This is a genomic window from Polynucleobacter asymbioticus, assembly GCF_018687575.1.
Lineage (GTDB): Bacteria > Pseudomonadota > Gammaproteobacteria > Burkholderiales > Burkholderiaceae > Polynucleobacter > Polynucleobacter asymbioticus_C.
In genome coordinates this window covers 605,715-626,812 of sequence record NZ_CP061297.1, presented here as the reverse complement: position 1 = coordinate 626,812, position 21,098 = coordinate 605,715, and the positions used below count along the sequence as shown (strand labels likewise).

General features: G+C 47.0%; 1 protein-coding gene (only partly in view). It reads right to left on the bottom strand.

The window, feature by feature from the left end:
- On the bottom strand, window positions 1-20,502 hold the 5' portion of the coding sequence (locus AOC19_RS09350) for an autotransporter-associated beta strand repeat-containing protein (RefSeq protein ID WP_435367687.1). Its footprint begins 2,529 nt before the window's first position; only the first 20,502 of its 23,031 coding nucleotides appear in the window; its start codon is at window positions 20,500-20,502; its stop codon lies off the left edge, out of view.
- Window positions 20,503-21,098: the final 596 nt, after the last annotated feature.

Sequence of the window (21,098 nt, the reverse complement as noted above, 5' to 3'; positions counted from 1 at the left end):
GGTATTGAGTAACAAGGTACCAGCGTTAGCAATATTGCCAGCGTAGTTGCCATTACCTAAGATGCCGGTGATTGATAAGGTGCCGCCATTAATAGTGGTGGTGCCGGTGTAGGTGTTGGTGCCGGAGAGGAGCAATACGCCACCTAAACCATTATTTGCGGATAAGGTTAATGAGCCAGTGCCGCTCATCGCACCTGGAACAGTGATCGTGCTGCCGTTATTCACCTGCAAGATGTTACTACCGATGAGGGTCATGCCACGGTTGGCATTAAAGGTGATGCTAGCGCCGTTGTAGTTAAAGATCGATCCACCATTGAGGGTTAATTGATCAGCGACAACAGTGCCTGGAGCAGCGCCCAAGTTCGTATCTGAGCCGATGGAGAGCGCACCAGTGATGGTGGTTTTACCGGTGTAGGTATTGTTGCCAGACAGGATTAAGGTGCTTGAGCCAGTCTTCGTTAGGCTACCTGCACCAGAGATCACACCAGAGAGTTCTTGGTTAGCGCTGGTATTGATTAACAAGGTGCCAGCGTTAGCAATATTGCCAGCGTAGTTGCCATTACCTAAGACACCAGTGATCGATACAGTACCTGCTGATACGGTGGTATCACCAGTGTAGGTGTTGATACCAGCCAGAGTTAATACTCCAGCCTGATCCTTAATGAGGTTGCCAGTACCACTCACCACACCATTGAGAGTGACGTAGTAATAAGCCTGGATGGTGTTATTACCAGTTAAGCTAATGTTGCCGTTAAACACCTCGCCAAAGCCATTGGTGCCTTGGAGTGTGGCGCTGTTTAAGCTAATGTTATTAGCAAGAGTGGCACGATCTAACCATAAGCTTGCGCCACTGTTAACGGCAACTGCCCCGCTACCAAAGACGGTATTGGTGCCGCTTCCAGCTCCACCGAACAAGGTACCTGCATTAACCGTCGTGCCGCCACTATAGGTATTGTTGCCCGAGACCGTGAGGTTGCCACCAGCTAGTGTCAGACTACCTGCACCAGAGATCACGCCAGAGAGTTCTTGGTTAGCGCTGGTATTGAGTAACAAGGTACCAGCGTTAGCAATATTGCCAGCGTAGTTGCCATTACCTAAGATGCCGGTGATTGATAAGGTGCCGCCATTAATAGTGGTGGTGCCGGTGTAGGTGTTGGTGCCGGAGAGGGTCTGAGTACCAGTCGTCAGAACGAGGTTACCGGTGCCGGAGATTGCGCCAGCATAAGTGTCATTGGCATTGCTAATAGTCAGTGTTTTGCTACCTAAAGCAACATTACCAGAGCTGTTACCAGCTAGACTGATAATGGAAGCACCTGTTGTAGTAGCGCTAATGCTAAAGGTGGCGTTATTGATCAGACTGCTTGAAGTGGCAATCGATCCAGAGCCGGACAAGGACAGCGTACCAGCAGATACGGTGGTGCTACCAGTATAAGTATTGGCACCGGTGAGAACGACAGTGCCTAGGCCAGTCTTGGTAAGACCATAGTTACCCGAGATCACTCCAGATAAGGTTAATACGTCACCTGCATTAGTAGCACTAAAGGTACTGTTGGCACCTAAGGTGATATCGCCAGCTAAGGAGCTTGTGACATCTTTAATAGTTCCGCCATTGAGGATCATGGCTTTAGCACCTACTGCTACGTTATAAAGATCTAAAGTAGCGCCATTAGCAATCGTGACCGCCCCACCACTATCGCTACCTAAGCCAGCGTTATTGGTGATGATTAAGGTGCCACCATTAATGGTAGTGGTACCGGTGTAAGTATTGGTACCTGACAGAGTCTGTGTACCAGTTGTCAGAACAAGGTTGCCGGTGCCAGAGATGACGCCGCTGAAGGTGCCCACTGCATTAGCAATCGTTAAGGTGTTGGCGTTTAGAGTGACATTACCTGCGCCAGTGAGTGCTGCAATCGTATCGCTAGCAGTCAGGTTGTAAGTCGCATCGGCTGCTACTGTTACTGCCGTGCTATCAGACAAGCTGCCAGAGACAGTGAGTGTGCCACCATTAATGGTAGTGGTACCGGTGTAAGTATTGGTACCTGACAGAGTCTGTGTACCAGTTGTCAGAACAAGGTTGCCGGTGCCAGAGATGACGCCAGCAAAGCTATCGCTCGCATTGCTTAAGGTCAGTGTTTTGCTGCCTAATAGGACTGAGCCAGAGCTATTACCTGCCAAGCTGATGATCGAAGCACCAGTAGTCGTGCCGCTGACCTTAAAGATAGCGTCATTAATCACATTACTTGAAGTTGCAATAGAACCAGAACCAGTTAAGGACAGAGTGCCTGCTGAGATAGTTGTGCTACCAGTGTACGTATTGGTATTGGTGAGGATGACAGTGCCTAGGCCAGCCTTAGTAATGCCATAGCCACCAGAGATCACGCCAGACAGAGTTAATACATCGTCTGCATTCGTGGCGGTAAAGGTGCTGTTAGCAGTCAAGGTGATATCACCAGCTAAAGAGCTAGTGATATCTTTTAAGGTACCTCCATTTAAGGTAATTGCTTTAGCACCGACAGCTACACCATGCAGATCGAGGGTAGCGCCACTGGCGATGGTCACTGCCCCACCGCTATTACTACCCAAAGCGGCATTATTAGTAATGACTAAGGTACCGCCATTAATCGTTGTAGTACCAGTGTAGGTATTAGTACCTGACAGAGTCTGTGTACCAGCAGTCAGTACCAAGTTACCAGTACCAGAGATCACACCACTGAAGGTGCCTGAGGCATTAGAAATAATTAAAGTATTCGAACCAAGATCTAATGTTCCGGAACCAGTCAGTGTTGCAAAGGTAATGCTTGCGCCAGAGCCACTTAAAGTAGCAGCCCCACCATTGTTGATCAGTTGGCTGTTATTAATACTGCCGCCGGTAGCCAATAACAAGCTACCGCCATTAATCGTTGTAGTACCTGAGTAAGTGTTAGCGCCTGACAGAGTCTGTGCACCAGTAGTCAAGATGAGATTGCCAGTACCAGAGATTACACCGGCAAAGGTATCGCTCGCATTGCTCAGGGTTAGTGTTTTGCTGCCCAGTACTACGGAGCCAGCGTTGCTACCAGCCAGGCCAATTATGGTAGCGCCAGTAGTTATGCCACTGATATCAAAAGTAGCGTTATTGGTAAAGCTGCTTGAAGTTGCAATAGAACCAGCGCCAGTTAAGGCCAGGGTTCCTGCTGAAATAGTTGTTGCACCTGTGTATGTATTGGTGCCGGTGAGCACTAAGGTGCCTAGGCCAGTCTTAGTGATGCCATAGCTACCAGAGATCAGGCCAGACAGGGTTAATACGTCATCTGCATTCGTGGCGCTAAAGGTACTGTTAGCACCTAGGGTGATGTTACCTGCTAAAGAGCTAGTCACATCTTTAATGGTTCCACCATTTAAGTTAATGGCTTTAGCACCCACGGCTACGTTATGAAGATCTAAGGTAGCGCCACTAGCAATCGTGACTGCCCCGCCGCTATCGCTACCTAAACCTGCATTATTAGTAATGACTAAAGTACCGCCATTAATCGTTGTTGTGCCGGAGTAAGTATTAGCAGCTGAAAGTGTGAGTACTCCTGCTGCACCGCTGGAGCCGGTGTAACCAGAAGCAGTGTTGTAAGTAAGAGCTGCGCCACCACTGATTACGCCACCAATTTCACTAGCTACAGATTTTGAATTGATGGCAAGCGTTGTTAGATTAGAAACAGCACCTCCAATGGAGGCCTTACCAGAACCAGAAACAATAGTGAGGCCATACGATCCACGTGAACCAGCAATCGATCCTGAAACAACCACCAGACCACTACCACCAGCACCAGAAGCCTGACCTGTTGCACCACCGCCACCACTTCCAGTATTAATTGTGCCGGCTGTTGCTGCAGCTGCAGTACTTAAACTTGCGCCATTAGGATTGCCAGCAGAACCAGTACCTCCGATACCGCTACCACCTAAACCACCTGCATTTCCGGCAACGCCGCCCGCACCGCCACCACCAGCACCGTAATAAGAACTTGTACCAGTAATGCTCGAGGCTATACCTGCACCACCAGCTCTAGTGCTATTGCCAGCAACTCCAGCACCACCAGCTCCGCCACCACCAGAGCCGTTAAATGGATTGCCAGTAGGACTTGTTCCACCATTATTGCCATAGTAAGTTCCGACCAAAGTGCTGCCAGTAGTGGAACCTCCAGTAGCCGGCCCATTACCTCCAGGACCCCCTCCTCCAGAGCCACCATTTTTACCAGAAATTCGGGTATTACTACTTGTCCATGTTCCACCACCGCCACCACCGATAGCAGTCAAAGCATCAAATACTGAATTACCGCCGTTGTTACCAACAAGCCCAGTAGAATTGAAAGGAACAACGCTTCCGCCCGCACCAACAGTCACTGTTACAGCGCTCGATGTGATGGAGTATGAATTAGCAACAATCACTCCGCCGCCACCGCCGCCACCGCCGCCACCGGCAAAATAACTCGCAGCACCTGAGCCGCCGCCGCCCACTACCAAAATAGCAACGTCAGAACTCGAACTAGGAGTCCAGGAATAGCTGCCAGCGTTGTATGTAATGTTTATTCCACTTGCTCCACTGCTACCATTGGCACTGCTTGTGGCTGTGTAAGTGGACCATGTGGACCCATTATTAGCGCTAACGGACCATTGACCAGCTCCTAAGAATTTCAGAATTCCACTTGCAACCGTTAGGGTTGTATTCACATCCCCAGCAATCGTGACATCACTATTAGCGGATGTAAGGGTGGCATTGGCACCTAAGGTCAAATTACCACCATAACTCTGAATACCGGCCGTTGTGACATTGCCACCTAGAGTGGTTGTTTGTGCAGTCGCTGTAGCGCCACCAGTAATGGTGAGAGAACCCAAACCAACATTAGCACCGACGTTAGAGCCAAATGTAACCGCCCCACTTCCGTTGGTAATTGTCAAAGTCTCAGTTCCAGCTGAACCATTCACTGTAGAGGTAAAAGTAATACTGCCATTGGTGTTGGTAGCACTGGTATTGAGTGTTGTTAGGATGGAATTTCCACCAAGAGTCACAGCACCGTTATATGTTTGATTGCCAGCAGTATTAATAGAGCCATTAATGGTGCTAGTACCAGTGACATAAAGATTAGAGGTATTGGCACTATTCGTAATTGCAGAACCTGTGACCATGCTCAAAGCAGAGCCCAAAGTCACAGCACCACTGTAGGATAGATCAAGAGTTCCCGAGGAACCTATACCTACTGCGCCAGTACCTAGGGCGTTAGCACTACCAGCGCTAATTGTGCCTGCTGTAATAGTTGTGCCACCGGTGTAAGTATTATTTCCGGATAGGGTTTGGGTACCACTACCACTCTGGATAAGTGCAATCGTGCCTGATCCATTCTGAATAACGCCACCATAATTGGTTGTCGCATTACTACTACCAACAGTTATGGTTTGTGTACCAGCTGCAGTAGTAGTGATAGCTCCAGTTGTACCTGCCAATGAGGCCAACGATGGTGAATAGCCATTCAAATCCAAGGTGCCATTAATGATTACCGCAGAGCCAGTACCAATTGCACTGGTGTTGCCTAATTGCAATGTGGAACCCGAATTGATAGTGGTGCTTCCACTATAGCTATTAGTAGCGCCCAAGTTCACACTACCACCGCTACCACTAATCGTGATTGCACCAGTACCGCTAATTGGGGTATCCAGAGTTACCGCACCGGTATTCGTGAAATTAATCGTACCGTTGTTGGTAATAGCCACTGCTGCAGTTGGGGTTAAACCAGACATGGCATTACTGTAGGCAACCGTTGTTCCTGCTGGGACGATGATTGTGGCAACGTTACCCAGAGTAGGAGTAGCGCCAGTTACGTTCGTTGTTCCTAGCGTGCTTGTTGTAGTCCAGTTGGAGCCGCTTGACCACAAACCGCCTGCACTACCGCTATAGGTAACAGAAGATAGCTGGCCAATATTCACAGGTGCATTAGCGGCATTTAGAGTTGGTAGTTGATAGTTACTTACTAGACCAACGCACGAAACGCCTGTGCAATCACCCAGGGTAATTGCGGAGATATATTTATTAGCTGTTGCCACATTGATGTCGCTGGCAGTTGCTGAACTATAGGTCAATGTTTGACCCGCAACGCCAGTTCCAACTGTAACCGTACCAGCACCTAGAGTGTCATTACCATCGTAGGTCTTAGTGGCAGATAAAGTCACGGTAGCAGCGTTGATTGTGGCGCTATTGTTAGCGCTATTGCTAGATGCTGGCAAGGCATAGTTAGTTGCAGCTGTAGTGCCGGTACCGCCAGTCAATGCCAGGGTACCTAGGCTGACGTACTTATTCGCAGTAGCTACGTTGGCATCGCTAGCTGCTGCAGTGCCTAAGTTAAAGTCGATCACTGCCCCACCGATACCAGTAATACTGATTTGTGGTTTAGTCAGTGTAGTAGCGCCATCGTAAGTCTTCGTGGCTGAGACAGTAGCAGTAGCGGTGTTAATAGTCAGACTGTTATTAGCGCTATTGCTAGAGGCTGGCAATGCATAGTTACTTGCTGCAGTTGCATTGCTACCACCGGTCAGAGCTAAGGTGCCTAGGCTGACGTACTTATTCGCAGTAGCTACGTTAGCGTCATTGGCTGCGGCAGTGCCTAAAGTGAAGGCGATGGCTACCCCGCCGACACCAGTAATACTCATTTGTCCATCGGTAAGCGTAGTGTTGCCATCATAGGTCTTAGTAGCAGCAACAGTAGCAGTTGCAGCATTGATGGTGACCGGCGCATTAGCGGCATTCAGGGTTGGCAGTTGGTAGTTCGAAGCTAAGCCACCTGAGCCATCAGTTGCATTGGCCAAGGTAATGGCGTTGATGTACTTGTTAGCTGTGGCGACGTTGGCATTATTTGCAGTAGCGCCGGTGTAAGTTAAGGTCTGTGAGCCTACGCCAGTACCTACTGTCACATAACCAGTTAAATCTGTAGAAGCGTCATAAGTCTTAGCAGCGGATAACGTCACTGTTTTTGGATTTACAACAAAATCTTTCGCAGCACCAGGAACAAAGATAGAGCTCGACCCAGATAGAGTTAGCGTTGGATTCAAAGTCAAGCTATAAGTGCGAGCATTAGTTGTGCTAGTTAGCGCGGTGCTAATTGTGATCGAGCCACTTAAACCACCTGAATTGATGTTGATGGTGGTTTGGCCCGCTGTAAATATTTGCGCAGAATCAAATGCAGAAAGTGATGCCGGCAGATATGCAGAGCCATATAGAGTTGGGCTAGTGGAATACCAATAGCTCAGAGCCGAGGCTGTGCCATAAGTGCCCGTTTGTGAATCTACTACCGTCAAATAGATATATGGTGCAGCACCACGATAAATCACGTTGTATCCAGCCGCCGTTGGCTTAGTGCTTAAGGTAGCGCTATAGGTATACGACTTACTAGTTTGTAGGTCAACATACGTAGATAAGCCGGTGCTACCTGCACTATCGCCTGAGTAGAAATCAATAATGCCGTTAGTACCAACGGTAAATGTGGGTGAACCACTGAGCTTAATGTTTTTAGTAACTGATCCTGAGGACTCCAGGTAACCAGCGGCCAAGAGCATTGCTGGAGCAGATGCAACTGCTGAAGTACTTGTGGTGGCGACGTTTTGTGAAATATTCAAATCACCAGTGGTCTTCACTGAAATTACGCCAGTGGAGTTAAGTCCGTTGTAAGTAGTGGCTCCTGCTACTACCGATCCAATAGCCAGATCTCCAGTGCTAACAACAGTCAGAGCACCTAATGAAGAACCAGAGGCAATGGTACTTAAGGCATTGCTGGTATTGCTCATGGTGATCGCTTTATCACCCACTAGAGCCAAGCCATAGTTGCTTGAACTTGCAGAGATCGCACCAGAGATAGTGATTGCGCCAGAAGTACTACCGATTGAAGAGATGCTACCTAGAGTAATTGCACCCGCATAAGTACCCGCGGTTGAGCTTGAGTTTGTCAGAGCGCCAGCTGCGCTAACGCCTGTGCCATTTAATGTCAGAGCATTGGTATTGGCTAAGGCTTTACCATTGAGATCAAGTGCTGCGCCATCGGCAATGCTGATTGCTCCAGAAGATGCGCCAAATGCAGTGGTACTACCTGCCTTCAATGTGCCGGCACTGATAGTAGTGCCACCGCTATAAGTATTGGCTCCACTCATAGTCCAAGTACCAGCGCCAATCTTAGTCAAAGCACCTGTGGAAATTCCAATGATTGATGTGATCGAGCCGCCTTGTGCTCCACCGAGAGTTAAGTTGTAAGCCCCGGAAATCGTACCCGCATGACTTAAAGCAATGGTGCCAGTGTCACCCACGATTGAGCTAGCGCTGCCTAGTGTTAGTAGGCCTGCATAAGAAGCAGCTGTTGAACTACTATTGATTACTGCTCCGCCACTACTAATACCAGTGCCGTTCACTGTTAAAGCTTCAGCATTACTAATGGTTTGACCATTAAGATCAAGAACTGCGCCCGAAGTAATGGTGGTTCCGGCGGCAGTTGTCCCCAAAGCTGCAGCATTACCTAACTTCAAGGTACCAGCTGAAATGGTTGTTAAGCCGGTATAAGAGTTTGATACTGCAAGAGTAAGAACGCCACCTTCTTGCTTAGTTAATGTTCCAGATCCAGAAATGGCATTAGATACTGATAAATCGCTATTACTACTAAATACTAGCGCAGCACTATTAACAACATTGCCGGATCCCAGTGCACCAGCAGCTGCAGAACTTCCAACTTGTAATGTTCCAGAGGAAATTGTCGTAGTGGTCGATCCATTGCTAGACCCGGTCAATACCAAAGTATTTGAGCCGATCTTAGTTAGTGCATAAGCGCCTGAAATAGATCCCCCTAGAGTAATAGATCCAGATCCACCAATTGTGGTTGCTGCAGCTAAGGTCAATGCACCGCTTGCGGTTGCTGCATTACCACTGGAGTTAATTAGCACTCCGTTAGCGCCAATACCGGTACCTCTAATATTTAAGGCATTCGATACATTACGACCATTCAGGTCTAGGGTATATCCAGAGCTCACTGTGACGGTACCTGTACCAAATGCGCCCGAAGTAATTGAGCCCACAGAACTTGCATCAGCTTTAACTGTTCCTCCAGCAACTGTAGTTCCACCGCTATAGGTATTTGTACCTGAAAGAGTTAATGTGCCAGGCGCAGCATTTACAGTTAATCCATTTGAACCGCTAATCACTCCAGATAATTTCACGGATATAGCGTTTAAGGAAAGCGCGCTGGGCACAATAGATGTAAAGCTATGCAAGCTATATCCAGCGGCTGTACCCGTACCTGCAGATTCGGCACCGCCAGAACCTGCGTCCGCACCTAAATAGCGGACGATGATGATGCCTGAACCACCCGCACCAGAAGTTCCAGCATAACCCTCTACACCACCACCACCGCCGCCAGTATTTGGAGTTCCAGAATTTCCAGTTGTAACTTGATTCTTACCATTGGCTCCACCACCTGTTCCACCTGTACCCGGTGTACCGCCGCCATTTATGGAACCTGCACCGCCACCGCCACCAACCCAAAGTGAAGAGCCAGTGATGTATGACTCGATACCGATACCACCATTTTGGTTAGTTGCAGCTGCGCCAGCACCACCACCGCCGCCGCCATTAGTTTGATTAACCCCAACCACGGCAGCTCCCGCATACCCCTGACCTGCTACTCCAGTGCCACCAGATCCACCGCAACCCGATGCTCCACCACCAGATCCGCCGCTTAGGCCGCCACAAGCAGTCCAGCCACCACCACCTCCACCTCCAGTTGCAACTGCAACCGTTCCTAAGGAGGAATTCGAACCATTAAGTCCTCTTTGATCATTGATAACTGCGGCACCACCAGCGCCCACAGTTACGTTGTAAGAAAGATCCGTCAGGCTTGCTGTACCCGTAAGAACTCCGCCGGCACCACCGCCACCGCCTCGTCCTACGCCTCCACTACCACCACCCGCTACTATGAGGTATTCAACATTAGTATCAAACGAAACCGTAGCATTACCAGTAAGCGTAATATCGTTTGCGATATCAGTTACCGCGCGACCAATTAGCAAATTAGTGTTTGCAGCCAATATCAACGCCCCACTTCCTAAAGAGCTGTTGTTATATGCACCTAAAGTACCAACAGAAAGTGTTGTGCCACCAGTGTAGGTATTTGCCGCTACCAAAGAAACAGTGCCAGTCTGACTTGATCCATTGATAGTTAATGCATAACCACCAGTGATGACACCTGCATAAATCAATGCGTTAGAGGAGGTGGCAGCCAAACCACTATCAGCAGTTAGCGTAATGCCGCGATAACTATTCAGTGCCATGCTTGCAGTGGCTTGCAATGCACCACCAGCCAAGGTAATCGAATTTGCAGTTACCGATCCAGGTACGGCACCCAAATTAGCATCTGAACTGATCGATAAGATGCCACCAGAAATGGTGGTGATGCCGGTATAGCTGTTGTTGCCAGCTAAAGTAAGCGTACCATTACCTGATTTGTTTACGGTGGCTGATGCTCCAGAAATAGAACCGCTATAAATCGATGCACCTGATTGGGTAATGGTTAGACTTCGGTTATTGGCTAGTGCAACTGCACCAGAACCAGTTAGGCCGGTTGTAGTGATGGCAATATTGCCTGTAGTTGCATTGCTTGTACTTAAGCCACTGCTTAGCGTAACTGCACCACCATGAATGGTAATTGGTCCGGCAATGGTAGTGTTTCCTGCGATCGTAATATTCGCTGTATTACCGACCTTGCCTAGTGTCAATCCAGTAATCGATGATGATAGCGAGAGATTAGATATTGGGAAGCTAAGCGGGTTTGCAAAACTGCTGCCAGAAGACTGAACAGAGACTTGTCCCGATGAAGTAATCGCCATTCCGCCATCGGCAAGTGCAATGGTGTCGCCGATGATAAATACGTTACTTGTAGAACTTGTGATACTGCCACCCTGACCAATATTAATTTTCGATGGACCTGCAGTTCCTCCAGCCATAACACGCGTTGCCACTTGCACAGCTTTTGAGTTGCCGTTCAGTGTTATGTCACCTGAACTAGCGTACACATTTAAGATGCCGTTGTAATAGTTTCCAGCAACGATACTTCTACCTGTTCCCAGGGCATTACCATTGATTTCAATACTTCCAGCACCAGAAGAGGTGATGTTCACCGTACCACTTAGGCCGATTGCATCTTCAGTACCTCTTCCGACCCCCCTGATTGTGATGGCATTACCGGAAGCAGAGGATGAAATGCTTACTGTTGAAGCAAGGGAGAGATCATGCACTCCAAATAAGATGCCTAAGCGATTTCCTTCTGTTCTTGACTGCCCGTCAAACTCAATAGTGCCGCTTCCAGCATTTACACTAACCTGCCCATAGGTGACAATACCCCAACTACCCGCTGCAGTATCCCCGGTAATTTTAACGGCGCCCCCAAAAGAGGAAATAGAGCTACCCTCTAAATACACAGCTGCGGTCACGCCTCCACCTGTTGGGGAGGTAAAGGATGTTCCGGGTACGCCATATCCGCTGCCAACACTTAATCCGTTCCATGTAGCGCCGTCGCTACCGCCACCTATCCAAATGGCACCACCAGCTACTGAAAGAGAGCCAGTCACAATCGAGGAGCCGCTTCTTAATGCAATACTTCCACTGCTTGTTTGATTGTCGCTATTAGCCCAGAGCACCACATCACCACCACTAGTAGTAATTGACTTACTTGCTGCAACTGAAATATCACCAGACGATTTAAGAAGGATATCGCCGCTAGTAGTACCGGCCGTAGTATTGAGATTTCCATTAATCGCAATTGTTCCGCCATAGATGGAAATTGGGCCAGCAATACTAATTGCCGCACCAATAGTCATATCCGATGCATTACCAGCCTTACCTAAAGTAAAGCCAGTAATTGTGCTTGCAAAGGTATATGACTTCGATACTGCAGCAGTGAAGCTAGTAGAAGATGGCTCAATAGTTACGGTGCCGGTACCAGTAAAGCCAGAAGTTGACGGAGTGGCTGCATTACGGAAAATAATGCTACCTGCTACTGCCGTCGCCCCTGAATAAGTCACTGCACCAATTAAGGTGAGTGTATTAGTACCTAATTTTGATAATGCGCCAGTCCCGGACATGGCATTGGTGATCGTGACATCATCAGAACGGCTAACTGCTAAAGTCGCATTGTTAACGACCGCTGCTGTACCCAAAGTGCCAATAGTTCCGCTGGCACCAATTTGGAGAGTACCCGCACTAATTGTTGTTGTACCGGTGTAGTCATTGGCACCTGTCAAGGTAACTGTACCTGAACCACTCTTAGTGAGTGTTGTGCCACTCAAAATACCAGCGTAGGTATAGGAAGCTGACGATGAATTTAAAGTAATCCCGCCGCTAGCAGTAATATTTCCAGAAGTAATAGAGCCAGAAGTAGTGTTATTGCCAACATTTAAGGCGATATTGGAGCTTGCGGTCAAAGTGGCAATCGTTGACTGGCCAAGAATGTAGTTAGTAGCAGATGCACCGCGAAGATTAAATGTTCCTGCGCCACTAATATTTCCAAAGTACAAGCTGCCCGCAGCTTGTGAAGCATCTTCGGTAACGGTCACCCCAGAATTCACGATGATATTCATTGGGGCTGTGGATTCACTTGTACCGACAAACCATGGTGTAAAGGTAGTCACCCCGTTTGAGGATGCAAATGTTATGGTTGCCACCCCACTGCTTACGCCTCTAATGACCAGCGTATTCAGAGCATTGCCAGTGAAGGTGATATTGCCTTTAACCCAGTACCCTGCACCAGAAGCAGTTGGTGTGGCATTACCTGAGACGATAAGCCCCGCCGTTCCACCATCTAAGAGTGTTGTAGAAACTGCGCCAGTATTAATCACGCCAGTAAAGGTGGGCACTGCTGTACCGATATTCATCAGCGTGCCGTTACTGGTTAAGGTAAATCCATTTGCAAATGTTGCATCAGTTGTGAGATTGAACTTGATAGTTGCAGTAGCCGATACGGTGCTGCTTCCAAATGCGCCACCATCATTTACTTGCAGCGTGCCGCCACTGAGTGTGGTGCCCGCGCTATATGTATTAGCGCCTGAGAATATCTGAGTGCCATTACCTGACTTAGCAACAGCCGTAGATCCAGAAATAATACCGCTGTATTCAGGACTACCGCTTGAGTTATTAATCGTGATGGTGCTTGAGGAGCTTGGAGTGATATTGGCTGATCCAGTCAATCCCGCTGCAGTCAGAGTCAAAGCACCAGAAGTAATACCTGTGATGCTATTTACTGCTCCAATTTTTAGAGAACTTCCGTTTACGAAGGTTACGCCTGAAGTGCCAACACTAGCTGCGATTGTAGAAATATTGTTGGAGGTATTTGAAATGTTATATGTCCCCGCCCCATTAAGGACTACGCCACCGCTGGCGCCACTTGCAGTTATCAAGCCACTTACGACGGAGCTACCGTTCAGAGAAATATAACCATTCGTTGCAGTCATCGCACCAAGCCATGAAAGAGTACGTGTCGCACTTGGTCCTGTCATCACCGAGCCAGTATTTGCTGAAGCGAATACTGGTGTAGCGGCTCCAGCAGCACTTGTAAGACTTCCTGGAGTAGCTGCAGCTAAGCTAGCACCCTGGAAAATAATATTTTGATCAGCAGTAATACTAGTAGTAGAGCCCTCGTTGATGGCGTAATTGTCTGTATTGCTACCAGCATTTGTTGCAGAAATAATAATGCTACCTGCAGTTGACTGAATCGTATTGCTTATACCAGTGTGCATATAAAGCGAGGTATACAAACTTGTATAGGTGTTGATGTTGACATTGCCTGCTGCAGCAATAGTGCCTTGCGAATGATCGATTGCAAGCCCAAATTGACCAGCCGCATTAATATTTACAGAGCCCGCTGAAGCGGTAATTGACTGGCGTAAGTAAGTTGAGTACCAGTTTGAATTGTTATTAATACTATTAATAGTTACGGAACCAGTATCGGCAACGATGCCATTCGATCCAGATGCATACGTAGCTAAATAGATGCCAATGCCTCTCATATCAATACCGGTCAAGCTAACATTCGTATAACCCTTGATTAGGTTGTGGTCCGAATAAATCAATATGCCAGCAGACTCAAGGTTGGGAGTGTAGTTGCCGTTCGTAGCGTATCCATTTGCATATCCAGCCAAAGAGACTGATGAGGAATAGCTACGAATCGTTGTGGTAGTACCCCAGATTACCAAACCATGGTTCCCCCCGGTGCTGGCATTGACGCCATCAGCAATAGTTCTGCCTCCAATTGCATAACCCGCAAGACTGAGAGCGCCATATGAATAAATATTGCCACCATCGGAAATAGAAAATCCAGTTCCTGTATCTACAGTAGTCGGTGTTACGGCATTTAAAATACTTCCGGCAATAGTGACTGTTCCTCCTGAAGTTGGGGCCGTTCCAGTGGTAACTGAATGGGGATTATTTACTGCTAAGAAGTTGCCAGTCCAAGTGATTCCCCAGTAATGGGCGGTGGCAGCAGAACCAGGATTTGCTGTAGCAAAACCCGTTGGTTGCAGTGTGCGAGGATTCGTTGCGCCAGTAATAGTGGAGTAAATATTGTCATATGAGGTTTGAATAGCGGTATTAACACTAGTAAATGTACCGCTAGGATTGGTAGGCAGTGTCGAACCTTGCACCACTATATTGCCCGCCAATGCAACAATATTTGCAGAGCTATTATTTCCAAATAAGGCCCTGTCATATCCAAAAGCAGAAATAGTGATGTTACCGGTTGCAGCCCGTAATAAACCACCACCACTGCTTGTTAAGCTTGGGCCAGCCGCGCCTATGTAGATAGCATAAGTTGCACCAATCGCACCACTGTATCCAATTAAATTGATATCGCTCTGAGCTTTGATGTATCCATAAGCCGCGCCATCAAAAGTCACAGCTCCATATTTACCGGTGGCAGAAATATAAATATTTCCTTTTCCACTATCCGTGCCATTAGCTACTACAGGGTTACGTAAATAATATGCGTAAAAACTATTTGCACTGTTATCTCTAGAGATAGCATTAATAGTGATATTACCGGTATCAGAAATTAATCCGCACTGACTAGTTGCACAGGTACCAGAGGCTTCGCCATAAAGAGCAATTTGGGTGCCTGCAAGCGCATTGATGTTTAAATCGCCGTAAGCACGAATCGTTGTCGAGGCATTATGCAAATAAATACCCTGATAACCAATTGCGTTAATGTTGACATTACCTGCACTAGATTGAACCACAACAGAGCCGCCCTCATAAACATCTATGCCCTCTCTACTGGTTGCAGTTCCATTGCTATAAATATTCAAGTTGCCATTTGATAAAAGCTGAGTTCCACTCCTTAATAGAATTCCACCAACGGCTGAAATATCTAATGTGCTACCGGTAGACTGAATCTTTGCACTTGCCTCCATGAACAAACCTTCATGAGTAGAAGAAGTTCCTGTAATTGAAATTGCACCTGATGCCAAAATCTGACTGCTGGTATTCAGGTAGACCGGGATCTCATTTGTAGATGTCGAGGTGATAGTGATGCCACCATTAGTGGAGCGAATCAAGCTATTCGGATCCAGCCAGACAGCCCTATTAGTCGTGGCGTTAGCAGTAATTGTTAAATTGCCATAAGAGCGGATTGTTGCATTGGTCGTATACAAATCATAGGAACCTACCGAGCCAGCAGTAATACTCATGGTGCCGCCAGTAGACTCCAGTAGTGCTCCGCTATACAAATAAAGACCAATATCGGCACTAGAGTAAATGGCTGTCACATTGACATTACCCGCCGCTATTACAGAAATATTGCTATTAATAATGACGCGGCCACCATAAATGGTGAGCGTACCAGCCGCATTAAAGCTACTGCCGATGGTAATTCCACCGGTGTTACCAGATTTACCAAGCATTACTTGACTCAAGCTTGAGGAAAAGCTCAGATTTGACAGGGTTTGTATGCTGCCGAAAGAAGTTCCATAAGGCTGAATGGTTAATGAGCCAGCAGTGTTGATGGCTGAGCTAGCGCCAAAAGAGAAATAATCTGTTGTGATGGTGACATTACTCGTTGACGACGCAACGCTAGAGGTAACGCCGTTAATCGTTACCGCAGAATTACTCCCCAGTCTAATTGCTCCTCCGTTTATAAAGCCGGCACCTCCACCAGTGCCTGAAAATTCAATCGGGCCATTTTTTGAAAGAATATATCCAGTACCACCCGTACCAGTAAAGAACATTTGATTACCGGCTGCGGTCATATTATTTGCAATAAATTGAATACCGCCGCCAGTAGTAGCGGTTGACTGAATGAGATAGTTACCAGATCTGAGGGCAATAATGCCCGCTGAATATCCACCAGCTTTTGAAGTGGAGCCAGTAATAGAAATCGCATTTGAACTTGTGCTGGCTGAGGTAATGACAAAATCAGCGCCATCAATTCCGTACACCCACTCAAAACCATGGCCGCTTGAACTTCCAGCATTAATCAGAATGGTCCCAGCACCAGAATCAATCTTGAAAGTTTTTTGTGTGGTCATACCTGGATAAGTAGTTGATCCAGATGTATAACCCCGCATAATGATGTCTCCACCGCTACTCAGCAAGTTAACTGAAGATCCCACCCCGCCAATAGGGCCGAGTGTGATACCCGCCTGAGTCCCCGTAAGGGCATTCCATGCATATCCATCCGGGATTCCATCACCATTGGGATCAGCACCACCCGCTAGAACAATTTTTCCACCATTTGAGATGATTTGTGAGCCTGCATTAAGGTAGATATAGCCACCATTACCACCACTTAAACCACCAATTGCACCGGTGTCACTCCATAAAATAATGTTTCCGTTATTGGATTGAATTGTCTTAGAGGCTCCTAACTCAATACTGCCAGATGTTTTCAGCAGGATTGTTGACCCCGCTAAGGTACTGGTGATATTGCCGTTCACAATAATGGATGTTCCAACAATTGTTACTGGCCCTGCCACCGTAAGACCGGAAGAATTGACAGTTAATGAGACGTTATTTTTAAGATTTACAGAGCTCAGATTAGCGCCTTGTAGGTTGGCAAACTGATTATTAGTTCCACTCAGATTTACCGAAGGATTGCTGGTGCAACCGACGAAACTGCACTTTCCTAAGATAAGATTCTTGGCATAGAGCCCGCTACCAATGGCCGAGACATCTTGAGAGATAGTTGTGCCTGCCAGCAATTCGAGAGTTCCATTTGGTAGATTAACTACCTTATTTCCAGTTCCAGCTCCAAAATAGATGGACGTACCAGCCTCAAGGGTTAGTTTATTTGCCGTAGTGGAATTAATATAATAATTATCTAATCCAGATCCCTGCCAACCCCATACGTCAATTAGTCCTGTAGCCACAATTCTTACGCTACCGGAATTCAGCGCAGTAACAATCGTATCGGTTCTAATTGTGCTGACCCCTTGGTAGAAAACACCATCAACCGTAGGCCCCCTATCTCTAGTGTCCGCGCCAGAGACAAGAATTGTTCCCCATCGATTTGCAGCTAAAGCTGTATAGGTGGTAGTACCAGAGGTTGAATAGTTAACACCCGACCAACTTGGGTCTCTAATCCATAAATGCTCAGGATCTAATAACCACTCACCATCAATACCATTTGCAGCTTTTGTAGATACCGTAATTTCATCACCCAACTGTAACCAACTACTGGATGTTTCAACTCGACCACCATTGCCGCCTTGCAAGCCTGCCTTTGCGCTAATAATGCCGTTAATGGCGCTTATGGAATTTGGATTCTTGATATCACTCCAGAGAACCACCTTACCGCCATCACCATTGATCAATGCGCTTGCATTAATCACTGCACCTTGGTTCATCGTGACTGTAGTTGCTTGATATACACCGTTAGTGCCTTGCCAATCGCCACCCACGAGCACAGTTCCGCCGCCAGTGTTACCTGTTGCAAAGATATTTGCGTTGTTTTCTAGGGTAATGTTGTTGGCGGTGATGAGAATGTTGCCGCCTTGGGTGGCGCCGCTAGATTCGAGGGCGCTAGAGATGCTGGTGCTGCCATTGTTTGCGGAAAGCTGAATGCTTCCGCCGCGGCCGTTTGAGCCGTTGGTCTGAATTAATGAGTCGAAGAGACTTAAATTCCCTGCGCGACTGAGGATGCGGATGCTTCCACCGTCTGTGCTGCCATTTGCGTATAAACCACTATTGACAAAATAAATATCTTGTGAAATATCAATAGATATGGTGCCTCCAGGGCCGTTCGAGCCATTGGTTTGAATGACTGCTTGATCATCAATTTGGGCGTTTTGAGCAGAAAGCACAAAAGAGCCACCGTTTGCGCCATTGGCACTGATCGCTCCTGAGAGGTGGACATCACTAGTTGTTATGTTGATAACGCCACCGGGGCCGTTGTTGCCGTTGGCTTGTATGAGTGAACCACTTTGTGCATTCAAAGCTTGTGCAGTGATGTTGACATAGCCACCAGTGGTGCCATTTGCCTTGATTTCTGCAATGCTATAGAGAGTGATGTCATTTACTGCATTCAAATAGATGACATTGGTCTGCGTATTGATGCGATCTGCTACTGCATCGTTCGCAGCAGTGCTTGAATACACCACTTCGAGTGAATTTGTTACGTTGTTTGCGTTGTTTGCGTTGTTGCTTGAATTATTTTGCGCAGTTAAGAACGTTGGCAAGTCTTCTTCACGAATCACACTACCGTTATAGGTAATTGTGTTTCTGTTTGTGTTTGTATTTGTGCTCGTGTTTGTGTTGTTGCTTGTATTTACATTGCTCGCAACATTCAATCTTCCAGAAACATAGAGTACTTGTGCAAGCAATTGAATCGCTGCACCTAATGGTGTTGATACACCACTCACACCATACGCATTGATCGTGCCGTTCGCATAAATTGTTTGCGCTTGTACGGTTACTTGCGATGCACTAATCGTTGTGCCCACGTTCAAGAATGCAATTGAACTGTTGATGATGACGTTGAGATTTTCACCAGAAATATTTGCATTGAGATTAAAGATTCCTGAAGAATTTAATTTCAATGTTGTCAGCGTATTGCCCTGCTTCAGAATGTCTGCGCCACTAGCAATAGTCAGGCTGCCACTACCGTTCTGTGTACAGCTGCCAAGGCTTGGGCAAACATTGCCATTCACTTCAATGGTGACGTTGTTACGTGAGAGCGCAGCAGAAATGACATTCGCAGCGCTAGAGTCAATGATCAAATCAATCGGGTCTAAGAACCACAATCCAGACTTGCCAGAAGTTTTATTTGTTGCACTGGTATCAACAGTAAATTGCTTACCAAGAACGACACTTCCTTTAGAGCTGGTTTCAATAAAGCCACCATTACCACCAAGTGCTCCGCCTACTGCTTTGAGAATTCCATTAACTGTGGTTTTTACTTCTGACCAAATTGCAATGTTTCCAGCATCACCATTTTGTGTTGCAGATGTATTTACTTTTGCATTTGCTTCAACGCTGACTGTTTTTGCCAATTGCTTAGATTCACTTGCAACAGCAGCAACCTGCTTGATAGCAGTTTGACGTTCTTCGACAGTAGTTGCCGCAGCCAATGGAGCAGCAGCTTGAGCAACAGCCTGAACTGGCGCTTGATTTACGTTAGTGGCCTGAGTTCTACCTAGACCAATCTCAATATTGCCGCCACCCGCTTTACCGGTAGCTGTAGTTTTGGAGTCTTGGGCCAAGGTGATGTTCTCACCAACGATATTGACCTGACCACCCTTGGAATTGGTTCCCTTGCCATTTGCAGCCACTGTACCGGCCTGAGTCACGTTAGCAGCGACTAATTCGATAACGCCGCCGTTGTTCACCATGGTGGATGCTGAAATACGACCTGTGTTCTTAATAACGGATCCCATGAGCTGGTTAGCGGATCCGGCGGCCACCACAATCAGACCCCCTTTAACCTCGATAACCCGCTTATTTTCAATCAGGGCACCGTAGGTTGCCTTGTCTACATTGACTGAAATCAGCTGGTCACCCCGGAAATCGAGGGTAATTTGCTCACCTGCCGCTAATGCCACCCCATTATTGGGTCCTTTTCGGGCCAAAAGGTAGCCTTCATTACGAATTTCTGGGGCCAAAAGAGCGATGTATCCGTTAGGGTCATTTACGCTGATTTTTCCCTCATTTACGACCGCCCCTTTTCCATTGCCTTTATAGGTCGATTTTCCCTCCATGAAATCTTTATTTGCGATGTTCATGGTGGTGGCAACTACAGCAGCTGCATTGATATCGGCGCCCTTACCAAAGGTCACACCGTTTGGATTAACTAGTACAACTTGTCCATTTGCCCGCACTGCACCATCGATCATCGATGCGCTAGCGCTTGTTACGCGATTGAGAGTAACTGCTTGTGCATTTGGTTGATTGAAATTGACTTGGGCATTTTTGCCAACGTTAAAACTATCCCAATTCACAACTGCGCGTTGTGAAGTTTGATTGATGTTCATCGTCGCTGAATTCGCTGTTTGAGTCTGCGAAATTGTGGCGCTTCCAGCAACAACATTTCCACCAGTTGGGAGTGCATTTGCAGCAGTCTGTGCGACTACGAAATTGCATTGGCTAAGAACCAAAAATCCAGCAAAGATTTGTGATTTTTTGACGACAAAAATCCCCTTCGTTTTTGCAAACGAAAATGCAAACTGATCGAGAATTTTTGTTACAGAATTTTTCAAAAAAATTACGTCTTTAATACTTGCTCATGTGAGCAAAAATTTACTCAAAATTACTACACATATTTGCTGCTGAATTTTCCCTGCAAGCCTTTAGATATATGGCTTTGGGTCTGATAGTTTACTAAACATGAATTGCGCTTTTGCACTCTGACTAGAGGGGTTTTTTGAGCGCATTTTGACTCAATAAATTCAAGGGTTTAGAAGCACCCTTAAATCTAAAAGCTTATTTCCCGGTGTAATGTGGGGGATTATTGTGATGATCGGGCCTGCAAAAGACCTCTTTTTCCGGGTCGCTTTTAGACCTAAAAATTGGCAAGTTTGACTCGTTTTTTGAATATTTTTTTACCCCAGATCGGATGCAAATTGTGTGT